Origin of the sequence: Thauera butanivorans NBRC 103042 (assembly GCF_001591165.1) — a bacterium.
GTDB lineage: Bacteria > Pseudomonadota > Gammaproteobacteria > Burkholderiales > Rhodocyclaceae > Thauera > Thauera butanivorans.
This window is the reverse complement of sequence record NZ_BCUG01000019.1, coordinates 98,485-116,511: the sequence shown is the minus strand read 5'-3', so window position 1 is coordinate 116,511 and position 18,027 is coordinate 98,485. Positions and strand designations below refer to the sequence as shown.

Here is an 18,027-nt window from a genome sequence, read left to right as displayed (position 1 = left end):
ACTCAAGTCGCTGACCAATCACGCACAAGGAGTCAGGCATGGGTGCCGTAGCCAAGCGCGAAGTGAGCGCGTCACAAGACCGTGGTGCCCTGGCCAAGATGGTCATGGCCTTGTTCGACCACTGGAAGCTGAGCACCGAGGATCAGGCTGCACTGCTGGGTATCGCCGCCAGCAATCGTGCTGCCCTGTCGAACTATCGCAGCGGCAAACCGATCGGCACCAGCCGTGACCAGTATGAGCGCGTGGGCCACTTGCTGGGTATCCACAAGAACCTGCGCCTGCTGTTCCCGCAGAACCGGGACTTGGCCTACCGCTGGATGGGCACCCGCAACAAGGCCTTCGACAACCTGACGCCCGTCGAGGTGATCAAGGAGTGGGGTTTTGCGGGCCTGCTGATGGTGCGCGGCTACCTGGACCGGGCCCGTGGTGTTTGATCGACTCACGCTGGCCGACGTTCATCAGGATGTCGCCCGAAACATCGTGTCCCTGCGCCAGTCGCAGGATCTGTTCGATGACCTGACGGATGATCCCGCCGAGTGGCTGCTGGCGCAGAAGGTGGAAGACGAGGTTAAGCCGCCGCCATACCGATCCGGCACGCCGGTCATCGATCGCCCGTTCGAGGACGCCGAATGGTTCAACGCCATCATTTGGCCGTTCAAGCATTGGCAGTCCAGCCGGTTTTCCGATGGCAGCCACGGCGTCTGGTACGGATCGGAGTCGGTCGAGACCACGGTCCACGAGTCCTCTTACCACTGGTACCGGGGCTTGCTCGGCGATGCAGGGTTTGAGCGGATGGCGGTCATTGCCGAGCGCAAGGTGTATTCGGTGGCATGCGGCGCAGCCTTGCTGGATTTCCGCAAGGCAGCCGACGAACACCCGGATCTCCTGCATCCGTCGGATTATGGGTTCTGCCAGTCGGTGGGAGCCAGGATCCACCGGGAGGGTCACCCCGGCCTTCTCACCCGATCGGTTCGCCGGCCTGCCGGAGAGAACGTGGCCATCTTCAATCCAGGCGTGCTTTCCAATCCCAGGCACAACTGCCTGTTGACCTATCGGCTGGAAGGCGAGCGGATCGTGGTCGAGAGGCAGCCTGGCGTAACGTGGATCACTTTGAACATGGGCTGTGCCAATGCCAGGCGATGAGAAGCCCGGCGGCAAAGCGGTTTGATCCAGGCCGGAGCAGGCGTGTCCTTCGGCACACCTGTCCGCAGCGTGAACCGGGCGCATCCGCCGCATCGATCAATCCGCTACCCAGACCTGCAGCCGGCCTGGCCGCCAGGCCGGCAACAGCGCCACTGCGGCCACCGTCCCGGAGGATGTATACGGCTTCGCGGATTTGGGGGTTGTCATGGCTGAGGCCGGAATGGGGAGCAATTCGGGTCGGGAGGCGAAAGATTCGTGGGGTGGTCACGGATTCAGACAGATGGAAATCGCCATCACCAGCAGCGTCAACGCCATGACCTCATAAGGCACGCCGCCATGCATGCCATACAGCAGACTGCCCAGCAGCGGCCCGACGATCATGCCCCAGCCATGCGCAGTCGCCACCGCAACAGCAATGGGTGCATGTTCAGTGCATGCTCGCCTGGCTGCTGTGCCTGCGTCATTCAAGCCGCCAGCAGGGCCTGCGCCTGCCGGCGCGCATCTTCCCGGTCATCCGCCAGTAGCAGCGGAAAGCCGTAGAGCTTCTGCACCGTGCGAAAGCGCCCGGCAAGCAGATCATGCAGCTCTTGCGTCGGCGCGACGTAGACATAGCCTTTGCAAAAGGCGCGCAGATCGCCCTTGCGTTGCTTGATCCAGATGGTGGCGCGTTTTTCGTCCTCGTGTGGTTCGTCGTCATGGTCGTGGCTGGCCATGCTCCAGATCACCGCGAACGGCTGGCGCTGCGCCAGCAGCGCGTCGAGCGCGCCCAGCACGCGGCCCACGCGGTCGGGCTCGTCCAGCTCGGGGAAGCGGATATGCGCCACGGGCCATTCGCTGACATCGGCCAGCGCGGCATCGGGGCGGAGAGTGGAAAAGTCGGGAACATTCATCAAAAGATCCTCATGTCTCATCTCATGTATTGCGCAGGCCGCGCAGCAGCCACGCCGACGAAAGCAGCAGCGCCGCAGCGCCCAGCCCGTAAAAAGCCTGCCAGCCCACCACGGCAACCAGCTTGCCCGCGCCCACCGTCGCCACCATGCCCGCCAGCCTCGTGCCGCAGAACATGACCGCGTAGCTGGTTGCGGCCTGGTCGCCCTCGGCCCAGCACAGCATCAGCGTGGCATAGACCACCATCAGCGCGCCGACAATGCCGGCCATGCCGACGGTGCAGGCAATCGCCAGTGCGGGAATCCCGTAATGCCAGGCTGCCAGCAACAGACCGACGCAAAGCAGCGCGGCAGCCGCCAGCAACGTCAATGCGCTGCGATGGCCGACCGTGCGCACCATCGGTGCAACGACCAGCGATGCCACCAGCAAGGCCAGCGGTTGCAAGGTGCCGACCAGCCACGCGATGCGCTCCAGCGGCACGCCCAGGTCCACCAGCATCACGCGGTTGTGGGCGCTCAATGGAAAGATCACGCTGCCAGCCACGGCCAGCATCGCCACGCGCCAGCGCAGCTGCGGCTGGCACAGGATGCCGAACATGCGGCCAACGCCAGCGGCCTTTCTTTGATGGGCCGCGCTATCCGCGTGCGTCAAGCAGAGCACTGGCGCAAGTGACAGCGACAGAAAGGCGGCTACCGACAGAAACGTCGCCAGCCAGCCCAGGCTGCCCAGCAGACCGACGAACACGCCGCCGCCGAGCATCGAGCCAAGCGCCAGCGCAGCGAGTTTCAGTGCTGCAGCAACCGGCTTCAGCGATTCGCCCGTCATCTCCACCGCCAGCGCATCCAGCGCCAGGTCCATCGTCGCCATCGCCACCGCAACGCCCAGCCCCAGGCCGAACAGCAGCGTCAGCGGTGCGTCCTCCAGCAAGGCAACGGCCACCACGCCCGCCACGGCCACGGCCTGCGCCGCGACGATCCAGCCGATGCGGGGCGACAGCCAGGGCAGCCGAATGCGATCGACCAGCGGCGCCCACGCGAAGGACAGCCCCAGCGGCAGGAACAGAACGTAGGTCAACGCGAGCTGGTCCAGCGGCATGCCGCGGGCGCGCAGCACGGGTGGCAGCCCGCCCTGCAGCAAGCCCATCATCACGCCGAAGCCGGCATACAGCGCGCCCATCGCAAGCATCATCAGCAGTGCGCGCCGGCGATCACCCACCGCTTCACCAGCCATATTTCAGCGTCGCGAGGAAGGTGCGACCCTGGCCATAGTTGCAGAAGTTCGCTGCATTGCAGGTGAAGTAGGCCTTGTCGAAGATGTTGTTCAGATTCAGTGCCAGCATTGCGCTGCGCAGACTCGGGCTGATGCGGCCCAACTCGTAGTGCAGCATCGCGTCGGCCACGCCGTAGCCGGGAATCTTCTGCGTGTTGGCCGCATCCGCATACGCGGAGCCGGAGACGCGCACGCCGCCGCCCACGGTCAGCCCCGCCAGCGCGCCGCCCAATCGATAGTCCGCCCACAGCGATGCGGTGCCGTGTGCCACCGACACCGTGCGCTTGCCCAGATCCGTGCCGTTGCTGCGCGTGACCTTGGGGCTGATGGCTGCCAGCCCGCCGACGACATTCAGCCCTTTGACGGGACTGAAGCGCGCCTCGAACTCCAGCCCGCGCGAGGTGACTTCACCCGTCTGCACGCGCGCATTGGGCAGCGAGGATCGAGGGTCGCTGGTGAGCACGTTCTGCTGCACCAGGTCGAATGCCGAAAGCGTGAAGAGCGCATCCGTGCCCTGCGGCTGGTACTTGAGGCCCACTTCATACTGCCGGCCCGTCGTCGGCTTGAACGGATCGCCATACGGATTGACCGTGACCGACGGGTCGAACGAAGTGGCGTAGCTTGCATATGGTGCAAAGCCGTTGTCGAAGTTGTGCATCAGCGCGGCGCGCCAGGTGAACTTGCTGATGTCCTGGTCGGTGCGAGTGTTGGCCAGCCGGTTGTCGTTCTCGATGTTTACCCGGTCGAACCGGCTGCCCAGCGTCAGCCCCCAGCCACCCCACTTGATCTGGTCTTGCACGTACAGACCGATCAGGCGTTGCGTACGATCCGGGCTGGTCGATGCCGCGGGCCGCATGATGGCCTGGCCGTAGTCGGGCGTCAGGATGTCCAGCGTCGGCGCAGCGCCAAAGCCCTGGGTCTGCGTCCAGCGGTCGCGCTGCAAGTCCAGACCGATCAGCAGCTTGTGCGCCAGCGGGCCTGTTTGCAGATCACCCTGCAAATGGGAGTCGATGTTGACCGCGTTCATCTTCTCCCGCGACCACAGCGCGTAACGCGACAAAGTGCGGTAGTCCGCCTGCAGGCCCGATTGGCCAACCTGGCTCTGGTCCAAGTCCATGCGCCAGTAGCGCATGTTCTGCGTCAGTGACCAGCGTTCGTTGAAGCGATGCTTCAGCTCATAGCCGATGCTCGCCTGCGTGCGGTCGAACGCATTGAAATCGGGCGAGCCGTCGAAGAAGTCGGGCGGCAGCTTGCCGTACGGATTGGGCAGGATGGTGCCGCTTGACGGCAACGTGCCGTAGAAGCCACCGGTGGGATCGTGCTGGTACAGGCCGAACACGGTCAGCGAGGTGTCGGCATCGGGTTTGTAGGCGATCGATGGCGCGATGTAGAAACGCTCCTCTTCGGTCATCTGCACCGATGTGTTCGCCTTGCGCGCCAGAGCGGTCAGGCGATAGCTCAAGGTGCCATCCTCATCGAGCGCGCCGCCGCTGTCCCAGGTGATCTGCCTGCGTTGATGGCTGCCCAGCGACACGCTCACCTCGTGCAAAGGCTCTTCCGCCGGGCGCTTGCTCACCAAGTTGACGATACCGCCCAGCGGCGCCTGACCATACAGCAGCGAGGCCGGACCTTTGAACACCTCCACACGCTCGACGTTGTGCGTATCGATCTGCGGAATCAGGTATGACGCGCCGCGCGGCAGGCGCAGGCCATCGAGGTAATGGAAGGAGTCGAGCGCAAAGCCGATGCCACGAAAGGCAATCTGATCGAAGCGCGAAATATTGCCGCGAATGTCCGCCGCCACGCCCGGCGTGTAGCGCAGCGCCTGCACCACCTGCTGTGCGCCCTGGCTGTCCATCTGCTCGCGCGTGACGATGTTGATCGACATGGGCGTCTCGATGATCGGCGTGTCCGTTTTCATCGCCGTCATGCTTCGCTTGGCGACATAGCCCAGCACTGGGCCGGTGGCCTGCTCCTGCATGGCCTGCGCCGTCACTGTCACGGCGGCCAGTGTTGCATCCCCTTTTCTCACCGGCGCCGGCCGCACGCTCAGCGTGCCGCTTTCGGTGACGATCAGCTCCAGCCCGGTGCCGGCCAGAGCCTGGCGGGCGGCGTCGGTGGGGCTGTAGCGGCCACGCACCGGGGCGGCGGTCTTGCCGGCGATCAGCGCCGGATCGGCGGACAGGCGCTGGCCGCTGTCGCGGGCGATGCGGGCCAGGGTGTCAGCCAGCGGGGCGACGGGAAGATCCCAGGCGCGCAGGGCGGCGGCTTCGGCGGCGGTGGGGGCCGGTGCGGCGTTTTGGGCGGCGGCCGTCAGGCTGGCGAGGGCGAGCGATACGGCGATGGCGCAGTGCAGCAGACGGGGCCGGCGGGCGCTGGGGCGGTGCTTGCGGGTCATGGAGTCTTCTCGGCGGGTGTTGAACATGGGGCTGAACGCACGGGTTCAGTAGTCATGTCCAACGAGGCCGGCAAAACCCCTCATGGAAATTCGAAATTATTCGATTTCGCCGCGATGCTCGACCAGCGTAACCAGCGCGCCGTAGCGCCGGATGGCGATGGGCTGGGTTTCGGCCAGCGACAGCAGTGCGGCGTCAGGGTCGTCCAGCGGGAAGACGCCATACACGCGCAGCGCGGCGGCCTGCGGAGAGACGCGCAGGTAGCCGCGCTTGTAGGGGCGCAGCGCGTTGACGACTTCGCCCAGCGGCTGGTCGCGTACGTCGAGCTGGCCGCCGGCCCAGGCGGCGTGGGTGGCCGCGGAGGCGGCCAGGGGCTGGATGCGGGTGCCATCGAAGCGCGCCGTGCTGCCGGCGTCGAACACTTGCTGCGCGCCGCTGGTGGCGGTGAGCTGCACGCGGTGTTCGAGCACGGCGAGTTCGCTGTGGGTGTCGAGTTGCCGCACGCTGAAGCGGGTGCCGAGGGCGCGGGCCTGGCCGTGCAGGGTCTGCACGACGAGCGGGCGGGCCGGGTCGGGGGCGGTGTGGATGAGGATTTCGCCCTTGCGCAGGCGCAGCAGGCGCATGGATGCGCTGTATTCCACGTCGACCGCGCTGCGGGCGTTGAGCACCAAGGTGCTGCCGTCGGCGAGCTGCACTTGCCGGCGTTCCCCGGTGGCGGTGTGCAGGTCCGCGACCAGGGTGCCGAGCGGATGCTGGCGGTTCAACGCGTAGCCGCCGAGGCTCAGCAGGAGCAGGGCGGCGGCGCTGTTGCGCAGGGCCTTGCGGCGCTGGGGAGTGGTCAGTGCCAGACGGGCGGCGCGGCGCTGGCCGGGGAGATGGCTTTCCGCTTCGCGGAGGGTGGCGATGGGCTGGTGGAGCAGGCCGGAGATCGTCTGCCAGGCGTTGCGGTGGCGCAGATCCGCATCCAGCCAGGCTTCGAAGGCGCTGCGGTCTTCGGCGGTGGCGCTGCCGGAGTCGAGCCGCAGCAGCCAGTCGATGGCGCGTTCGGCGATGGGGTCGAGCTGTCTGGCCGGAGTGTTCATGGGCGCGTGGAGGAGGGCGCTTCGGTGATGCCGTTCGGTATGGCGTCGAGGCTGGCGAGGTAGCAGTGGGTGAAGGCCAGCTTGATGTCGCGTTCGATGGTGGCCAGGGAAACGCCCAGGCTGCGGGCGATTTCCACATGGGTCATGTCTTCCAGGCGGTTCATCAGGAAGGCCTTGCGGGCGCGCAGCGGCAGGTCGCCGAGCAGGCGGTCGAGGGTTTCGATGGCGTCGCGCACCAGGGCGTAGTCCTCGGCCGAGGGGGCATGGTTTTCCGGCTCTTGGGCCAAGGCTTCCAGCCAGGCGTTTTCCAGATTGCGGCGGCGCCAGAAGCTGTACAGCACGCGCTGCGCCAGGGTCATCAGGAAGGCGCGCGGTTCGTCGAGCCTGCCGAGTTCGTTCGAGCCGAGCACGCGCACGAAGGTGTCCTGCGCCAGGTCGGCGCCCTGGTGGGTGCAGCCGACCTTGTGGGAAAGCCAGCCCCGCAGCCATTGGTGGTGATCCCGGTAGAGCAGGTCGGCGGTTTGTCGCAGCGAGGGCGGCGGGGTGTGCATGAAGAGCGCGGAGGCGGGCGATATCGGGCGATGATATTAAGAATTGTTCTTATCAACAAGCCGATCCGCCGTTCCGGATCAGGGCAATCGCATGAAGCCTGTACGCTTTTCTCTCTCCCTTCACGCAAAAAACCGCGCAATTGCGCCGGTTTCCCCGGCCAATTGCGCGGCTTCCCGCGTTTTTTCACCCATCTCCGCCAGGCCGCGATCTCAGCCTTCCGGTCCGATCACTCCTTCCAGCGTTTCCGCCGTCAGCACCGCATCGATCCAGTCTTCGAGCTGTTCCAGCGGCGCCCGCGCCAGTCGTTCCTCCGCCCAGGTGGGCAGGTCGCCGAAACGCAGGCGAAGCAGCCGACTCAACATCCGTACAGCCTCGACCTGCTTGCCTTTGAGCAAGCCTTCCTGCTCTCCCTTGAGCACCCCCTCTTGGCGGATGCCCTCTAGCCACTGGTCGATACGTTCGGCAAGCATGGTGTCGATCTCCTGCAGGTCATTCGGGGGTTCGATGCTCTGGCTCGCATCGAGTTTCGAGAGAATGGTCCGATTGTAGAACACCACGAAGGCCCGGCGCAGGCTGTCGAAGGCAGGGTCTTTGAGGTGTTCCGCCAGCGCCTGGGTCACTTCGCGGATGAACGGATCATCGGGCAGATGGGTTTCCAGCTCGATCAGTCGCGCCATCAGGTTGTCCGGCAGGCGCCGCAGTTCCTTCTCCGATACCCTCCCTTGGTCGAGCAGGTGATGGCGAAAGCGCGGGCTCCAGCGCGCCAGCCCGCCGGGCGCGGCGGTCAAATCAGCGACTTCCTGCGTCGCAGCCCACTTCGGCTGTCCGTTGTAGAGCACCAGCGGGAAAACCGGCGGCAGCTTGCCGCCCGATTTGACCTGTCCTCCGCGAATCAAATCTTGGTACAGCAGGCAGACATAGGTCAGCAGGCGCAGCGCCATCCATCGACCGACATTGCCGTGGAAAGGGTCGGGGAGGGGAGGTTTCGTGCCCAAAAAGGCGACAGCGGTATTCGTGCGATTGTCCTGCGTTCCGGATGTGATGCCCGAATCGGCAGGTATCATCCCGTCCATGTCCCGCCTGATCCTCCTCAACAAGCCCTATGGCGTGCTGTGCCAGTTCTCCGGCGAGGCCGGGCAGGCCACGCTGAAAGACCACGTTCCGGTGCCCGGCGTCTATGCCGCCGGCCGGCTCGATGCCGACAGCGAAGGTCTGCTGCTGCTGACCGACGACGGCGCCTTGCAGCACCGCATTGCCGACCCGCGCCACAAGCAGCCCAAGACCTATCTCGTGCAGGTCGAGGGCGGGCCGGACGAGGCGGCGCTGGCGCAACTGCGCGCCGGGCTGGATCTGGGCGATTTCCATACCCGGCCCTGCGATGCGCGCCGGGTGGTCGAGCCGGAGTGGCTGTGGCCGCGCAACCCGCCGGTGCGCTTTCGCAAGACGGTGCCGACTGCCTGGCTGGAGATCGTGCTGCGCGAAGGCAAGAACCGGCAGGTGCGGCGGATGACGGCGAAGATCGGCTTTCCGACCCTGCGGCTGATCCGTGTGGCGATCGGGCCGTGGCGGCTGGACGGCCTGCAGCCGGGGGAGTGGCGGGAGGTGGCGGTGCCGGATCTGCCTGCCGCGGATAAAACGGGCAGGGCGGGTCGAATTGCTGGGAAACCTGTTGCCAGCGGGCGTGCCAGGCCGGCCGGGCGGGGTGGCGGAACGATGCGCACGGCGGATTCGCGTTCCCGGTCTGGCGTTGGCGCGGGTAAGATGCGTCGCGCTGACAAGGGTCCAGGCAAAGGAGCGAAAGGATGACGCGGATGGCGGTTTTCTGGAAGGCGGCGCTGGCAACCGGTATGGCCTTGTCGTCGGGCGCCGGGCTGGCGGACGTGGCGATGCCGGTGGCGGAACTGGGGGCAGGCATGTACCGGATCGAGGCCGAAATCGCTCATACGCCGCAGACGCGCCAACTCGGCCTGATGAATCGCAAGTCCATGCCGGCGCAACGGGGCATGGTGTTCGTGTTCACCCAGGACGCGACCCACTGCATGTGGATGAAGAACACTTTTCTGCCGCTGTCGGTGGCCTTCATCGACACGCAGGGAAGGATCATCAACATCGAGGACATGCAGCCGCACTCCGAGGACAACCACTGCGCTGCCGCCCCCGCGCGCTTCGCGCTGGAGATGAACCAGGGCTGGTTCCGCGAGCGCGGCATCGAGGCCGGCGACACCCTGCGCGGCTTCGACCGCCTGCCCTCGGGAAGCTGATCGGGCCTTGATGCCCCTGATGGAAAGGGACGAATAGCGGCCCTTTAGCGCCTTTTTTCGGCCGGCAGATATTGCCGGCCACGGCCGATAATCCGCACACGTCGCCCCGCGCCCGCGCCCTTTGCCGCGCGGCGGGGCGCACATGGAGCCGGCCGTGGCCGAAGAAAGCGATCTCGAAAAAACAGAAGCCCCCTCACCGCGACGGCTGGAACAGGCGCGCGAGGAAGGCCAGGTCCCGCAGTCGCGGGAACTGTCGACTTTCTTCGTCACCATCACCGGCGTGCTGGCGCTGTGGCTGCTCGGCGGCTGGATGGCCGAGCGCATGCTGGCGGTGGTGCGTACCGGCTTTTCCTTCGAGCGCGAGACGGTGTTCGACGTCGCGCTGATGCTCGACGTGCTGCGCGGCCAGTTGAGCGGCGCGCTGCTGATGCTGATGCCGCTGTTCCTGACGCTGCTGGTCGCCGCGGTGGCGGCGCCGATCGTGCTGGGCGGGCTGAACTTGGCGCCCAAGGCGCTGGGGCCCAACTTCGGCCGCATGAACCCGATCAAGGGCCTGGGGCGGATGTTCTCGGCGCACGGCCTGATGGAGATGGTCAAGGCGATCCTGAAGTCGCTGATCATCGGCGGCGTGGCGTCGATGGTGCTGTGGTCGAACAAGGACCACCTGCTCGACCTGATGGTGACGCCGATCGAGGCCGGCATGGCCGACTTTGCCGGCACGGTGATCTTCGCCGCGGTGCTGATCGCCGCCAGCCTCGGGCTGCTGGCGCTGATGGACGTGCCTTTCCAGCTCTGGCAGTACCACAAGAAATTGCGCATGAGCAAGGAAGAGGTCAAGCGCGAGAGCAAGGAACAGGAAGGCGATCCGCAGGTCAAGGGCCGCATCCGCGCCATGCAGCGCGAGATGGCACGCCGCCGCATGATGTCCGAAGTGCCCAAGGCCGACGTCGTGGTGACCAACCCGACGCATTTCTCGGTGGCGCTGAAGTACGACGCCGAGCGCATGGGCGCGCCGGTGGTGGTGGCCAAGGGGCGCGGCGAACTGGCGCTGAAGATCCGCGAGATCGCCCGCGACAACGAGGTGCCGCTGCTGGAAGCGCCGCCGCTGGCGCGTGCGCTGTACAGGCACTGCGAGCTGGAGCAGGCGATTCCCGCCGCGCTGTACACCGCCGTGGCCGAGGTCATGGCCTATGTCTACCAGCTCGACGCCTGGATGAAGCAGGGTGGCCTGCAGCCCGAGGCGCCTGCCGACCTGCAGGTGCCCGAGGGCATGGACCCCGGCGCGGCCGAAGAATGAACATCGAAACGAGTCACTGAGCGATGGCCCTGAACACCACCCTGAACCTGCGCGCGCTGCTGACCCCGGCCAACCTGCGCCCGTTGGCGGCGCCCATCCTGATCATCATGGTGCTGGCCATGATGGTGCTGCCGCTGCCGGTCTTCCTGCTCGACGTCTTCTTCACCTTCAACATCGCCATCTCGATCATGGTGATGCTGGTGGCGATGTACTCGCGCAAGCCGCTGGACTTCTCGGTCTTCCCTACCGTGCTGCTGGTGACGACGCTGCTGCGGCTGTCGCTGAACGTGGCGTCGACGCGGATCGTGCTGCTGGAAGGCCATGGCGGGCCGGATGCGGCGGGCAAGGTCATCGAGGCCTTCAGCAGCTTCCTGGTCGGCGGCAACACCGCGGTCGGCATCGTCGTCTTCGTGATCCTCACCATCATCAACTTCGTCGTCATCACCAAGGGTGCGGGCCGCATCGCCGAAGTGTCGGCGCGCTTTACGCTGGACGCGATGCCCGGCAAGCAGATGGCGATCGACGCCGACCTCAACGCCGGCCTCATCGATGAGAAGACGGCCAAGGCCAGGCGCAAGGAGATCGCGCAGGAAGCGGATTTCTACGGCGCGATGGACGGTGCGTCCAAGTTCGTGCGCGGCGACGCCATCGCCGCCATCATCATCCTCGTCATCAACATCGTCGGCGGCCTGTTCGTCGGCGTCATGCAGCACGACATGGCGGCGGGCGAGGCAGCCCACACCTACACGCTGCTGACCATCGGCGACGGCCTGGTGGCGCAGATCCCGGCGCTGATCATCTCGGTGGCGGCCGGCCTGGTGGTGTCGCGCGTCGGCGACGACGGCGACATCGGCGGCCTGGTGATCGGCCAGCTGTTCTCCAATCCGCAGGTGATGACGCTGGCGGCCGGCATCATCGGCGTGCTGGGCCTGATCCCCGGCATGCCCAACCTCGTCTTCCTGCTGCTGGCCGGCACGCTCGGCGGCCTGGCCTGGATGCGGCGCAAGCGCATGATCGAGGACGTGGCCGCGGCTGCGGCGCCCGAGGCCGCGGCGCAGGCCGCGATGCCGCAGCCGGATGCCCAGGAGGCGAGCTGGAACGACGTGTCGCAGGTCGACGTGCTCGGCCTGGAAGTGGGCTACCGGCTGATCCCGATGGTCGACAAGGGCCAGGACGGCGAACTGCTCAAGCGCATCCGCGGCCTGCGCAAGAAGTTCGCGCAGGAAGTCGGCTTCCTGTCCTCGCCGGTGCATATCCGCGACAATCTGGAACTGAAGCCCAACGCCTACCGCATCGCGCTGAAGGGCGTCGAAGTCGGCGCCGGCGAGGCCTATCCGGGGCAGTTGCTGGCGATCGACCCCGGCCACGTGTCCGGCCCGCTGCAGGGGCGCGAAACCACCGACCCGGCCTTCGGCCTGCCGGCGTTCTGGATCGAGAACGGCATGCGCGAGCAGGCGCATGCACTGGGCTACACCGTGGTCGATGCCAGCACGGTGGTCGCCACCCACCTCAACCACGTCATCCTCAACCACGCCGCCGAACTGCTCGGCCGCCAGGAAACGCAGGCGCTGCTCGACCACGTCGGCAAGGATTCGCCCAAGCTCATCGAAGACCTGGTGCCCAAGCTGCTGCCGGTCGGCACCGTGCAGCGCGTGCTGCAGAACCTGCTCGAAGAAGGCGTCAACATCCGCGACATGCGCAGCATCATCGAAGTGCTGGCCGAGCAGGCGGCGCGCACGCAGGACCCGGTGCAGCTCACGCTCAAGGTGCGCGAGGCGCTGGGCCGCGCGATCATCCAGGGCCTGTTCCCCGGCAACGCCGAAGTCAACGTCATGGCGCTGGAGCCCGGCCTGGAACGCATCCTGATGCAGGCCATGAGCGCGGGCGGCGAGGGCGGCGCGATCGAGCCGGGGCTGGCCGACACGCTGCTGCGCCAGACCGCGCAGATCGCCCAGCGCCAGGAAGAAATCGGCCTCCCGCCGGTGCTGCTGGTGCCCTCGCAGCTGCGCATGCTGCTGTCGCGCTTTTTGCGCCGCGCCGTGCCTTCGCTGAAGGTGATCTCCAACAGCGAAGTGCCCGAGTCCCGCACCATCCGTGTCACGGCGATGATCGGGCAGAACGGATGATCGGCACGATTGATGGGTTTCGCTGCACTCTACCCATCCTACCCAGGGCATCGACGTAGGATGAGTGGGGCCGCGCAGGGGGTGAGCCGGAGGCGAAACCCAGCAACCACGTTCTGCCCAGAGCATCGAATAAGCGGGTGAAACGCGGTTTATTCGGCCCAAGGGATGCGCGCCCCGCTCGGGATAATCCTCCTCAAGCTGCGGCCAAAGTCCGGCTGCCTGGAGAAACGCCATGAACGTCAAACGCTACTTTGCTCCCACTGCCCGCGAAGCGCTCCGCGAGCTGAAGGAAGAGCTCGGCCCCGATGCGATCGTGCTGTCGAACCGTGCCGTCGATGGTGGCGTGGAGATTCTGGCGCTGCCGGGCGAGGCCGTCGGTGCGCTGCAGGCGGCCCGGCGCACGGCTGCTGCGGAGAAAACGGCGGCTGCGGCAAGGCCTGCCGCGAAGGCGGCGGCGCCTGAGCCTTTCGTCCAGCCCGGCCCGCGAGCGCTCGCCCCCGAAGCGGCCGAGGACGATTTCCGCGTCAGCCTGTCCGCACTGGCAGCCAATGCGGCCCGGAATGCGGCGCGTCCGGCTCCGGCCGCCCCCCAGCAGCCCGTCATCCGGCCTTTCTCGCCGCCGCGTATCGAGACGGCCGACTTCGCCATGCGCAGCCGGCCTGCGCCGGCTTCGGCTCCTGTGTCCGCGCCGGCCGAGGATTCCGGCAGTGCCCGCGTGCGTGAGCTGCAGGAAACCAATGCCCGGCTGATGGAAGAGCTGTCCGGCATTCGCGGCATGATCGAGCGCCAGCTTGCCGGCTTCGCCTGGGGCGAAACCCGGCGCCAGGCGCCGGGCCGCGCGGCCTTGATGGGCGAACTGCTCGAAGCCGGCTTTTCCGCCGCCACCGCGCGCAAGCTGTCCGCGGCGGTGCCCGAGGAGGCGGGCCGGATCGAGGCGCGCGAGGCGGCGGGCGCATTGCTCGACCGCATGATGCGCGCCCACGCCTCGGACGACGACGTGATCGACCAGGGCGGCGTGTTCGCGCTGGTCGGGCCGACCGGTGTCGGCAAGACCACCACCACGGCCAAGCTCGCCGCGCGCTGCGTGGTGCGCCACGGCGCCAGCCGGCTGGCGATGATCACCACCGATGGCTACCGCATCGGTGCGCAGGAGCAACTGCGCATCTATGGCCGCATCCTGGGCGTGCCGGTATTCTCGGTGCGCGACGCCGCCGATCTGCGCCAGACCCTGGCCGGCCTGCGCAACAAGCATATGGTGCTGATCGACACCATGGGCATGAGCCAGCGCGACCGCATGGTGGCCGAGCAGGCGGCGATGCTGAGCGGCGCCGGCGACGTCCGCCGCCTGCTGCTGCTGAATGCCACCGCGCGCGGCGACACGCTGGACGACGTGGTGCGCGCCTATGCCGGGGACGACCTGGCGGGCTGCATCTTCACCAAGGTGGACGAGGCCGCCTCCCTGGCGCCGGCGCTCGACGTCGCCGTGCGCCACCGGCTCGGGATCCGCTACCTGACCAACGGCCAGCGGGTGCCGGAAGACCTGCACCTGCCCAACCGGGCCTATCTGCTGCATCGCGCGCTGCGCGGGCAGGGGGCCGAATCGCCCTGGCATCTGAACGGTGACGAGACGGGAATGATGCTGGCCGCGGCCGGAGGTGCCTGAGATGATCGACCGACGAGAAGACCAGGCGGCAGGGTTGAGGCGCCTGTTCCGCCGCGTGCCGCCGCAGGTGCTGGCACTTTATGCCTGCGGCCGCCGCCGTGCGCACAACGCGGTGCTGGCTGCGCATCGCATCGCCGGCCACGCCGAGCGGGTGCTGATCCTGGACGAGGCCGAAGGCGAAGCCGGGCTGGGCGAGGTACTGCGCCAGGCGCCCGGGCCGGACCTGCTGCAACTGCTCGACGGCCGCAGCACGCTGGCCGACGTGCTGCAACCCTCGCCTGGCCTGCTCGGCCGCGTGCCGGCGGTGGCTGCCGCACTGGCGCTGCCCCTGCTGGACGATGCGCGCCGCGCCTGCCTGGTCGAGGCGCTGCGCATCCTGCACCGCCATGCCAGCTTCGTGCTGGTGCATGCCGCTGGTGAAACGGCGGCCGAACCCTCCCCCTTCGTCGCTGCCGCGCCGCGCCGCCTGCTGGTGGTGGAGGCGAGCGCGAGCGGGGCCACCGAGGCCTATCGCACGCTCAAGGCATTGGCCGCCGCCGGCGCGGGTTCCGCCCATGTCGCAGTCTGCCGTGCGCGCGACCGTGACGATGCCGCGCGGTTCTTCGCCGGTCTGAATGCACTGGTCCGGCGCCACGTCGGCCTGCCGCTGGAATGGCTGGGCGAAGTCGAGCACGACGACCTGACTGCCACGCTGTCGCGTTTCGATGCTGCCGCGGCGACGCGGGCGGCCAGCGCCGCCTTCATGCGCGACATCGAGGCGGCGGGCCGGGCGAAGTCCGTGCGGAGAGCCTGAACATGGCGGGCGGTGTGATGTATCCCGCTGGTAATGCCTGTGACAGTGCGGGAGAATGCCGGCAATCCACTTCCCGTCCAGGTATGCCGGCCGGATCGCGCCGCAGGAAAATACAGGCCCAATGGATGTACGACGCCCAAGGTAATCTCGACAAGGCCCATCTGGTCGAAGCTTATGCGCCGCTGGTCAAGCGCATCGCCTACCAGCTCATGGCCAGGCTGCCGGCCAGCGTCGAAGTCGACGACCTGATCCAGAACGGCATGATGGGTCTGCTCGATGCCATCGGCCGCTACGAGGACGGCCTCGGCGCACAGTTCGAAACCTATGCCGTGCAGCGCATCCGCGGCGCCATGCTTGACGGCCTGCGCGAAGCGGACTGGCTGCCGCGCAGCCTGCGGCGCGACATGCGGCGCATCGAATCCGCCATCCACATGCTCGAGCAGGAATACGGACGGGCGCCGACCGAAGGCGAACTGGCGGAGTCGCTCGGCGTGCCGCTGGCCGAGTACCAGCACATGCTGCAGGAAGCGCGTGGGTACCAATTGGTGTATTTCGAGGATTTCGGCCAGGATCGGAACGACGATTTCCTCGAACGCCATCTCGCGCAGCAGGATGCCAACCCGCTCGATCTGCTGGAAGATGCCGACATGCGCCGGCGGCTGGTGTCGGCGATCCAGGTGCTGCCCGAGCGCGAGCAACTGGTGATGGCGCTCTACTACGACGAGGAACTGAACCTGCGCGAGATCGGCGCCGTGCTCGGCGTGACCGAGTCGCGGGTCTGCCAGCTCCACAGCCAGGCGGTGGCGCGGCTGCGCTCGTCGGTGTTCGGCGGCGACGCGCCGGCGGCCGCGCGGCGCGGCCGGCCGCCCAAGAAGCAGCAGACCTGACGAGCGCCCGATGACGATACCCGGACTGCGTCATGGATAGGATCAGTGTCTTCGGCCTCGCGCTGGGGCTTGCCGCGATCGTCGGCGGGCAGGTGCTCGAAGGCGGGCACGTATCCTCGCTGCTGCAGCCGACGGCCTTCTTCATCGTCATCGGCGGCACGCTGGGCGCGGTGATGCTGCAGAGTCCGCTGCGCATCTTCGTCGATGGCGTGCGCATGGCGCGCTGGGTGTTCGTGCCACCGGTGACCAATCCGTCGCGCATGATCGACCAGGTCGTCAATTGGGGCCAGATCGCGCGCAAGGACGGCCTGCTGGTGCTCGAGAACCACATCGGCAGCCTGCCGGACCCCTTCATGCGCAAGGGGCTGCAACTGCTGGTCGATGGCGTCGATCCGGTGCGCCTGCGGGAAGTGCTCGAAGTGGAGATCGACGCCTGGGAGGCCCGGATGCGGCAATCGACCAGAATCTGGGAAGCGGCCGGCGGCTATGCGCCGACCATCGGCATCCTCGGCGCGGTGATGGGGCTGATCCACGTCATGGAGAACCTGTCCGATCCTTCGCGGCTGGGCGCGGGCATCGCCGTCGCCTTCGTCGCCACCATCTACGGCGTGGGCTTCGCCAACCTGGTGTTCCTGCCGATCGCCAAAAAGCTGGCGGCGCAGATCGGCGTGCTGGTGACGCAGCGCGAGATGTTCGTCGACGGCATCGTCGGCATCGCCAACGGCGAGAACCCGCGCATCATCGCCAGCCGCATGCAGGGCTACGTGGTCTAGCCGCAGGCCATGGCGCGCAGACGCAGACAGGCGGAAGAACACGACAACCACGAGCGCTGGCTCGTGTCCTACGCCGACTTCATCACGCTGCTGTTCGCCTTCTTCGTCGTGATGTATTCGCTGTCCTCGATCAACGAGGGCAAGTACCGCGTCGTGTCGGACTCGATCGTCCAGGCCTTCCGCAGTCTCAGCATCACCGACAGGGGCGAGCAGTTCATCGTGCCGCCGGTGGCGATGGCGCCGGTCGTCAGGCCGGCGCCGCCGGCGAACGCCGAGCTGCAGGAGGCGGCCGAGGCCCGCCGCAGGCAGACCACCGCGCAGATGCGTGGCATGGCCGAGGAAATCCGCCGCGCGATGGGCGCACTGGCGCAGACCGGCGAAGTCAATGTGTCCGAAGGTGCGTTCGGCATCAGCATCGAGATCAATGCCGCGCTGCTGTTCGCGTCGGGCGATGCGACCCTGAGCGCGCCCGCGGCCGAGGCCCTGCGCGCGGTGGCGCAGGTGCTGGCGGCCTCGATATTCCCGATCACCATCGAAGGCCATACCGACAGCACGCCGATCGGTTCCTGGCGCTTTCCGTCGAACTGGGAACTGTCGGCAGTGCGTGCTTCGAGTGTGGCGCGCCTGTTCGTCGACAGCGGCGTGCTGCCCGGCCGCCTACGCGTCGCCGGCTATGCCGACCAGCGCCCGGTGGCGGACAACGCCAGCGAAGAGGGCAGGGGCCGCAACCGCCGCGTTACGATCCTGCTGGAAGCGCGCGACGTCGAACCGACACCGGTCGGGCCGACGCGCATGTCGCCCGACGACCCGATCCGCTCGATCCTGCCGGGAGAGGTCGATACCGGGGCTGCTGCGTCGGCAGATGCCGCTGCGGAAGCAGCCCCCGCCGATTAAGGC

The 18,027-nt window shown here is 67.3% G+C and carries 17 protein-coding genes; 11 read left to right on the top strand and 6 right to left on the bottom strand.

What is annotated here, in order from left to right; all coding sequences use genetic code 11:
- Positions 1-38: 38 nt before the first annotated feature.
- A complete protein-coding gene (locus TBU01S_RS09660) occupies positions 39-434 on the top strand; it encodes an MbcA/ParS/Xre antitoxin family protein (protein WP_068636423.1) in 396 nt (131 codons plus the stop codon).
- Entirely contained in the window at positions 427-1,143 is a 717-nt protein-coding gene (locus TBU01S_RS09655; protein WP_245650886.1) for an RES family NAD+ phosphorylase, read from the top strand. Before TBU01S_RS09660 ends, TBU01S_RS09655 begins: the two co-directional genes overlap by 8 nt.
- Positions 1,144-1,607: 464 nt before the next feature.
- Here the strand turns inward: TBU01S_RS09655 and TBU01S_RS09650 are convergent, their stop codons facing one another.
- The 6 genes from TBU01S_RS09650 to TBU01S_RS09625 form a co-directional block, all read right to left on the bottom strand.
- Positions 1,608-2,033, bottom strand: a complete 426-nt coding sequence (locus TBU01S_RS09650) for a hypothetical protein (RefSeq protein WP_068636421.1) — start codon at positions 2,031-2,033, stop codon at positions 1,608-1,610.
- A gap of 22 nt (positions 2,034-2,055) precedes the next feature.
- Positions 2,056-3,246, bottom strand: coding sequence for an MFS transporter (locus tag TBU01S_RS09645; RefSeq protein WP_157659118.1), 1,191 nt, complete (start codon positions 3,244-3,246; stop codon positions 2,056-2,058).
- 4 nt (positions 3,247-3,250) lie between these two features.
- The gene (locus tag TBU01S_RS09640; RefSeq protein ID WP_157659117.1) at positions 3,251-5,698 is read right to left on the bottom strand and encodes a TonB-dependent siderophore receptor; all 2,448 of its coding nucleotides are present in this window, start codon (positions 5,696-5,698) and stop codon (positions 3,251-3,253) included.
- Positions 5,699-5,794: 96 nt separating this feature from the next.
- Positions 5,795-6,778 (bottom strand): FecR domain-containing protein, encoded by a 984-nt coding sequence (locus tag TBU01S_RS09635; protein WP_068636418.1) that lies wholly within the window; start codon positions 6,776-6,778, stop codon positions 5,795-5,797.
- Positions 6,775-7,329 carry a sigma-70 family RNA polymerase sigma factor gene (locus tag TBU01S_RS09630; protein ID WP_068636417.1) on the bottom strand — a complete coding sequence of 185 codons (555 nt, stop codon included), beginning with the start codon at positions 7,327-7,329 and terminating at the stop codon, positions 6,775-6,777. Before TBU01S_RS09630 ends, TBU01S_RS09635 begins: the two co-directional genes overlap by 4 nt.
- 210 nt (positions 7,330-7,539) lie before the next feature.
- Positions 7,540-8,403: an Rpn family recombination-promoting nuclease/putative transposase gene (locus TBU01S_RS09625; RefSeq protein WP_083953545.1), complete on the bottom strand. Its 864-nt coding sequence runs from the start codon at positions 8,401-8,403 to the stop codon at positions 7,540-7,542.
- Between TBU01S_RS09625 and TBU01S_RS09620 the strand changes: the two genes are divergently transcribed.
- From TBU01S_RS09620 to motD, 9 genes are all read left to right on the top strand, one after another.
- Positions 8,402-9,136 carry a pseudouridine synthase gene (locus TBU01S_RS09620; protein WP_083953544.1) on the top strand — a complete coding sequence of 245 codons (735 nt, stop codon included), beginning with the start codon at positions 8,402-8,404 and terminating at the stop codon, positions 9,134-9,136. The two genes, TBU01S_RS09625 and TBU01S_RS09620, sit on opposite strands and share 2 nt — an antisense overlap.
- Before the next feature lie 5 nt (positions 9,137-9,141).
- The gene (locus TBU01S_RS09615; protein ID WP_068636434.1) at positions 9,142-9,591 is read left to right on the top strand and encodes a DUF192 domain-containing protein; all 450 of its coding nucleotides are present in this window, start codon (positions 9,142-9,144) and stop codon (positions 9,589-9,591) included.
- Between the two features lie 154 nt (positions 9,592-9,745).
- Entirely contained in the window at positions 9,746-10,888 is a 1,143-nt protein-coding gene (flhB, locus tag TBU01S_RS09610) for a flagellar biosynthesis protein FlhB (RefSeq protein ID WP_068636433.1), read from the top strand.
- Between the two features lie 23 nt (positions 10,889-10,911).
- Positions 10,912-13,014, top strand: coding sequence for a flagellar biosynthesis protein FlhA (gene flhA / locus TBU01S_RS09605; protein ID WP_068636415.1), 2,103 nt, complete (start codon positions 10,912-10,914; stop codon positions 13,012-13,014).
- Between the two features lie 232 nt (positions 13,015-13,246).
- Positions 13,247-14,677, top strand: coding sequence for a flagellar biosynthesis GTPase FlhF (gene flhF / locus TBU01S_RS09600; protein WP_068636414.1), 1,431 nt, complete (start codon positions 13,247-13,249; stop codon positions 14,675-14,677).
- A 1-nt stretch (position 14,678) separates the two neighbouring features.
- Positions 14,679-15,470, top strand: a complete 792-nt coding sequence (locus tag TBU01S_RS09595) for a MinD/ParA family ATP-binding protein (RefSeq protein WP_068636413.1) — start codon at positions 14,679-14,681, stop codon at positions 15,468-15,470.
- Between the two features lie 125 nt (positions 15,471-15,595).
- The gene (locus TBU01S_RS09590) at positions 15,596-16,357 is read left to right on the top strand and encodes an RNA polymerase sigma factor FliA (protein WP_068636412.1); all 762 of its coding nucleotides are present in this window, start codon (positions 15,596-15,598) and stop codon (positions 16,355-16,357) included.
- Positions 16,358-16,389: 32 nt separating this feature from the next.
- Positions 16,390-17,130 carry a flagellar motor protein gene (locus TBU01S_RS09585; RefSeq protein WP_068636411.1) on the top strand — a complete coding sequence of 247 codons (741 nt, stop codon included), beginning with the start codon at positions 16,390-16,392 and terminating at the stop codon, positions 17,128-17,130.
- Positions 17,131-17,139: 9 nt separating this feature from the next.
- Positions 17,140-18,024, top strand: coding sequence for a flagellar motor protein MotD (gene motD, locus TBU01S_RS09580; RefSeq protein WP_068636410.1), 885 nt, complete (start codon positions 17,140-17,142; stop codon positions 18,022-18,024).
- Positions 18,025-18,027 lie beyond the last annotated feature (3 nt).

Coding starts and splice junctions, on each gene's coding strand:
- TBU01S_RS09635 (WP_068636418.1), bottom strand. CDS start 6,778: ATGAACACTCCGGCCAGACAGCTCGACCCCATCGCCGAACGCGCCATC.
- TBU01S_RS09590 (WP_068636412.1), top strand. CDS start 15,596: ATGTACGACGCCCAAGGTAATCTCGACAAGGCCCATCTGGTCGAAGCT.
- flhA (WP_068636415.1), top strand. CDS start 10,912: ATGGCCCTGAACACCACCCTGAACCTGCGCGCGCTGCTGACCCCGGCC.
- TBU01S_RS09650 (WP_068636421.1), bottom strand. CDS start 2,033: ATGAATGTTCCCGACTTTTCCACTCTCCGCCCCGATGCCGCGCTGGCC.
- TBU01S_RS09585 (WP_068636411.1), top strand. CDS start 16,390: ATGGATAGGATCAGTGTCTTCGGCCTCGCGCTGGGGCTTGCCGCGATC.
- TBU01S_RS09625 (WP_083953545.1), bottom strand. CDS start 8,403: ATGGACGGGATGATACCTGCCGATTCGGGCATCACATCCGGAACGCAG.
- TBU01S_RS09640 (WP_157659117.1), bottom strand. CDS start 5,698: ATGACCCGCAAGCACCGCCCCAGCGCCCGCCGGCCCCGTCTGCTGCAC.
- motD (WP_068636410.1), top strand. CDS start 17,140: ATGGCGCGCAGACGCAGACAGGCGGAAGAACACGACAACCACGAGCGC.
- TBU01S_RS09595 (WP_068636413.1), top strand. CDS start 14,679: ATGATCGACCGACGAGAAGACCAGGCGGCAGGGTTGAGGCGCCTGTTC.
- TBU01S_RS09615 (WP_068636434.1), top strand. CDS start 9,142: ATGGCGGTTTTCTGGAAGGCGGCGCTGGCAACCGGTATGGCCTTGTCG.
- TBU01S_RS09630 (WP_068636417.1), bottom strand. CDS start 7,329: ATGCACACCCCGCCGCCCTCGCTGCGACAAACCGCCGACCTGCTCTAC.
- TBU01S_RS09660 (WP_068636423.1), top strand. CDS start 39: ATGGGTGCCGTAGCCAAGCGCGAAGTGAGCGCGTCACAAGACCGTGGT.
- TBU01S_RS09620 (WP_083953544.1), top strand. CDS start 8,402: ATGTCCCGCCTGATCCTCCTCAACAAGCCCTATGGCGTGCTGTGCCAG.
- flhF (WP_068636414.1), top strand. CDS start 13,247: ATGAACGTCAAACGCTACTTTGCTCCCACTGCCCGCGAAGCGCTCCGC.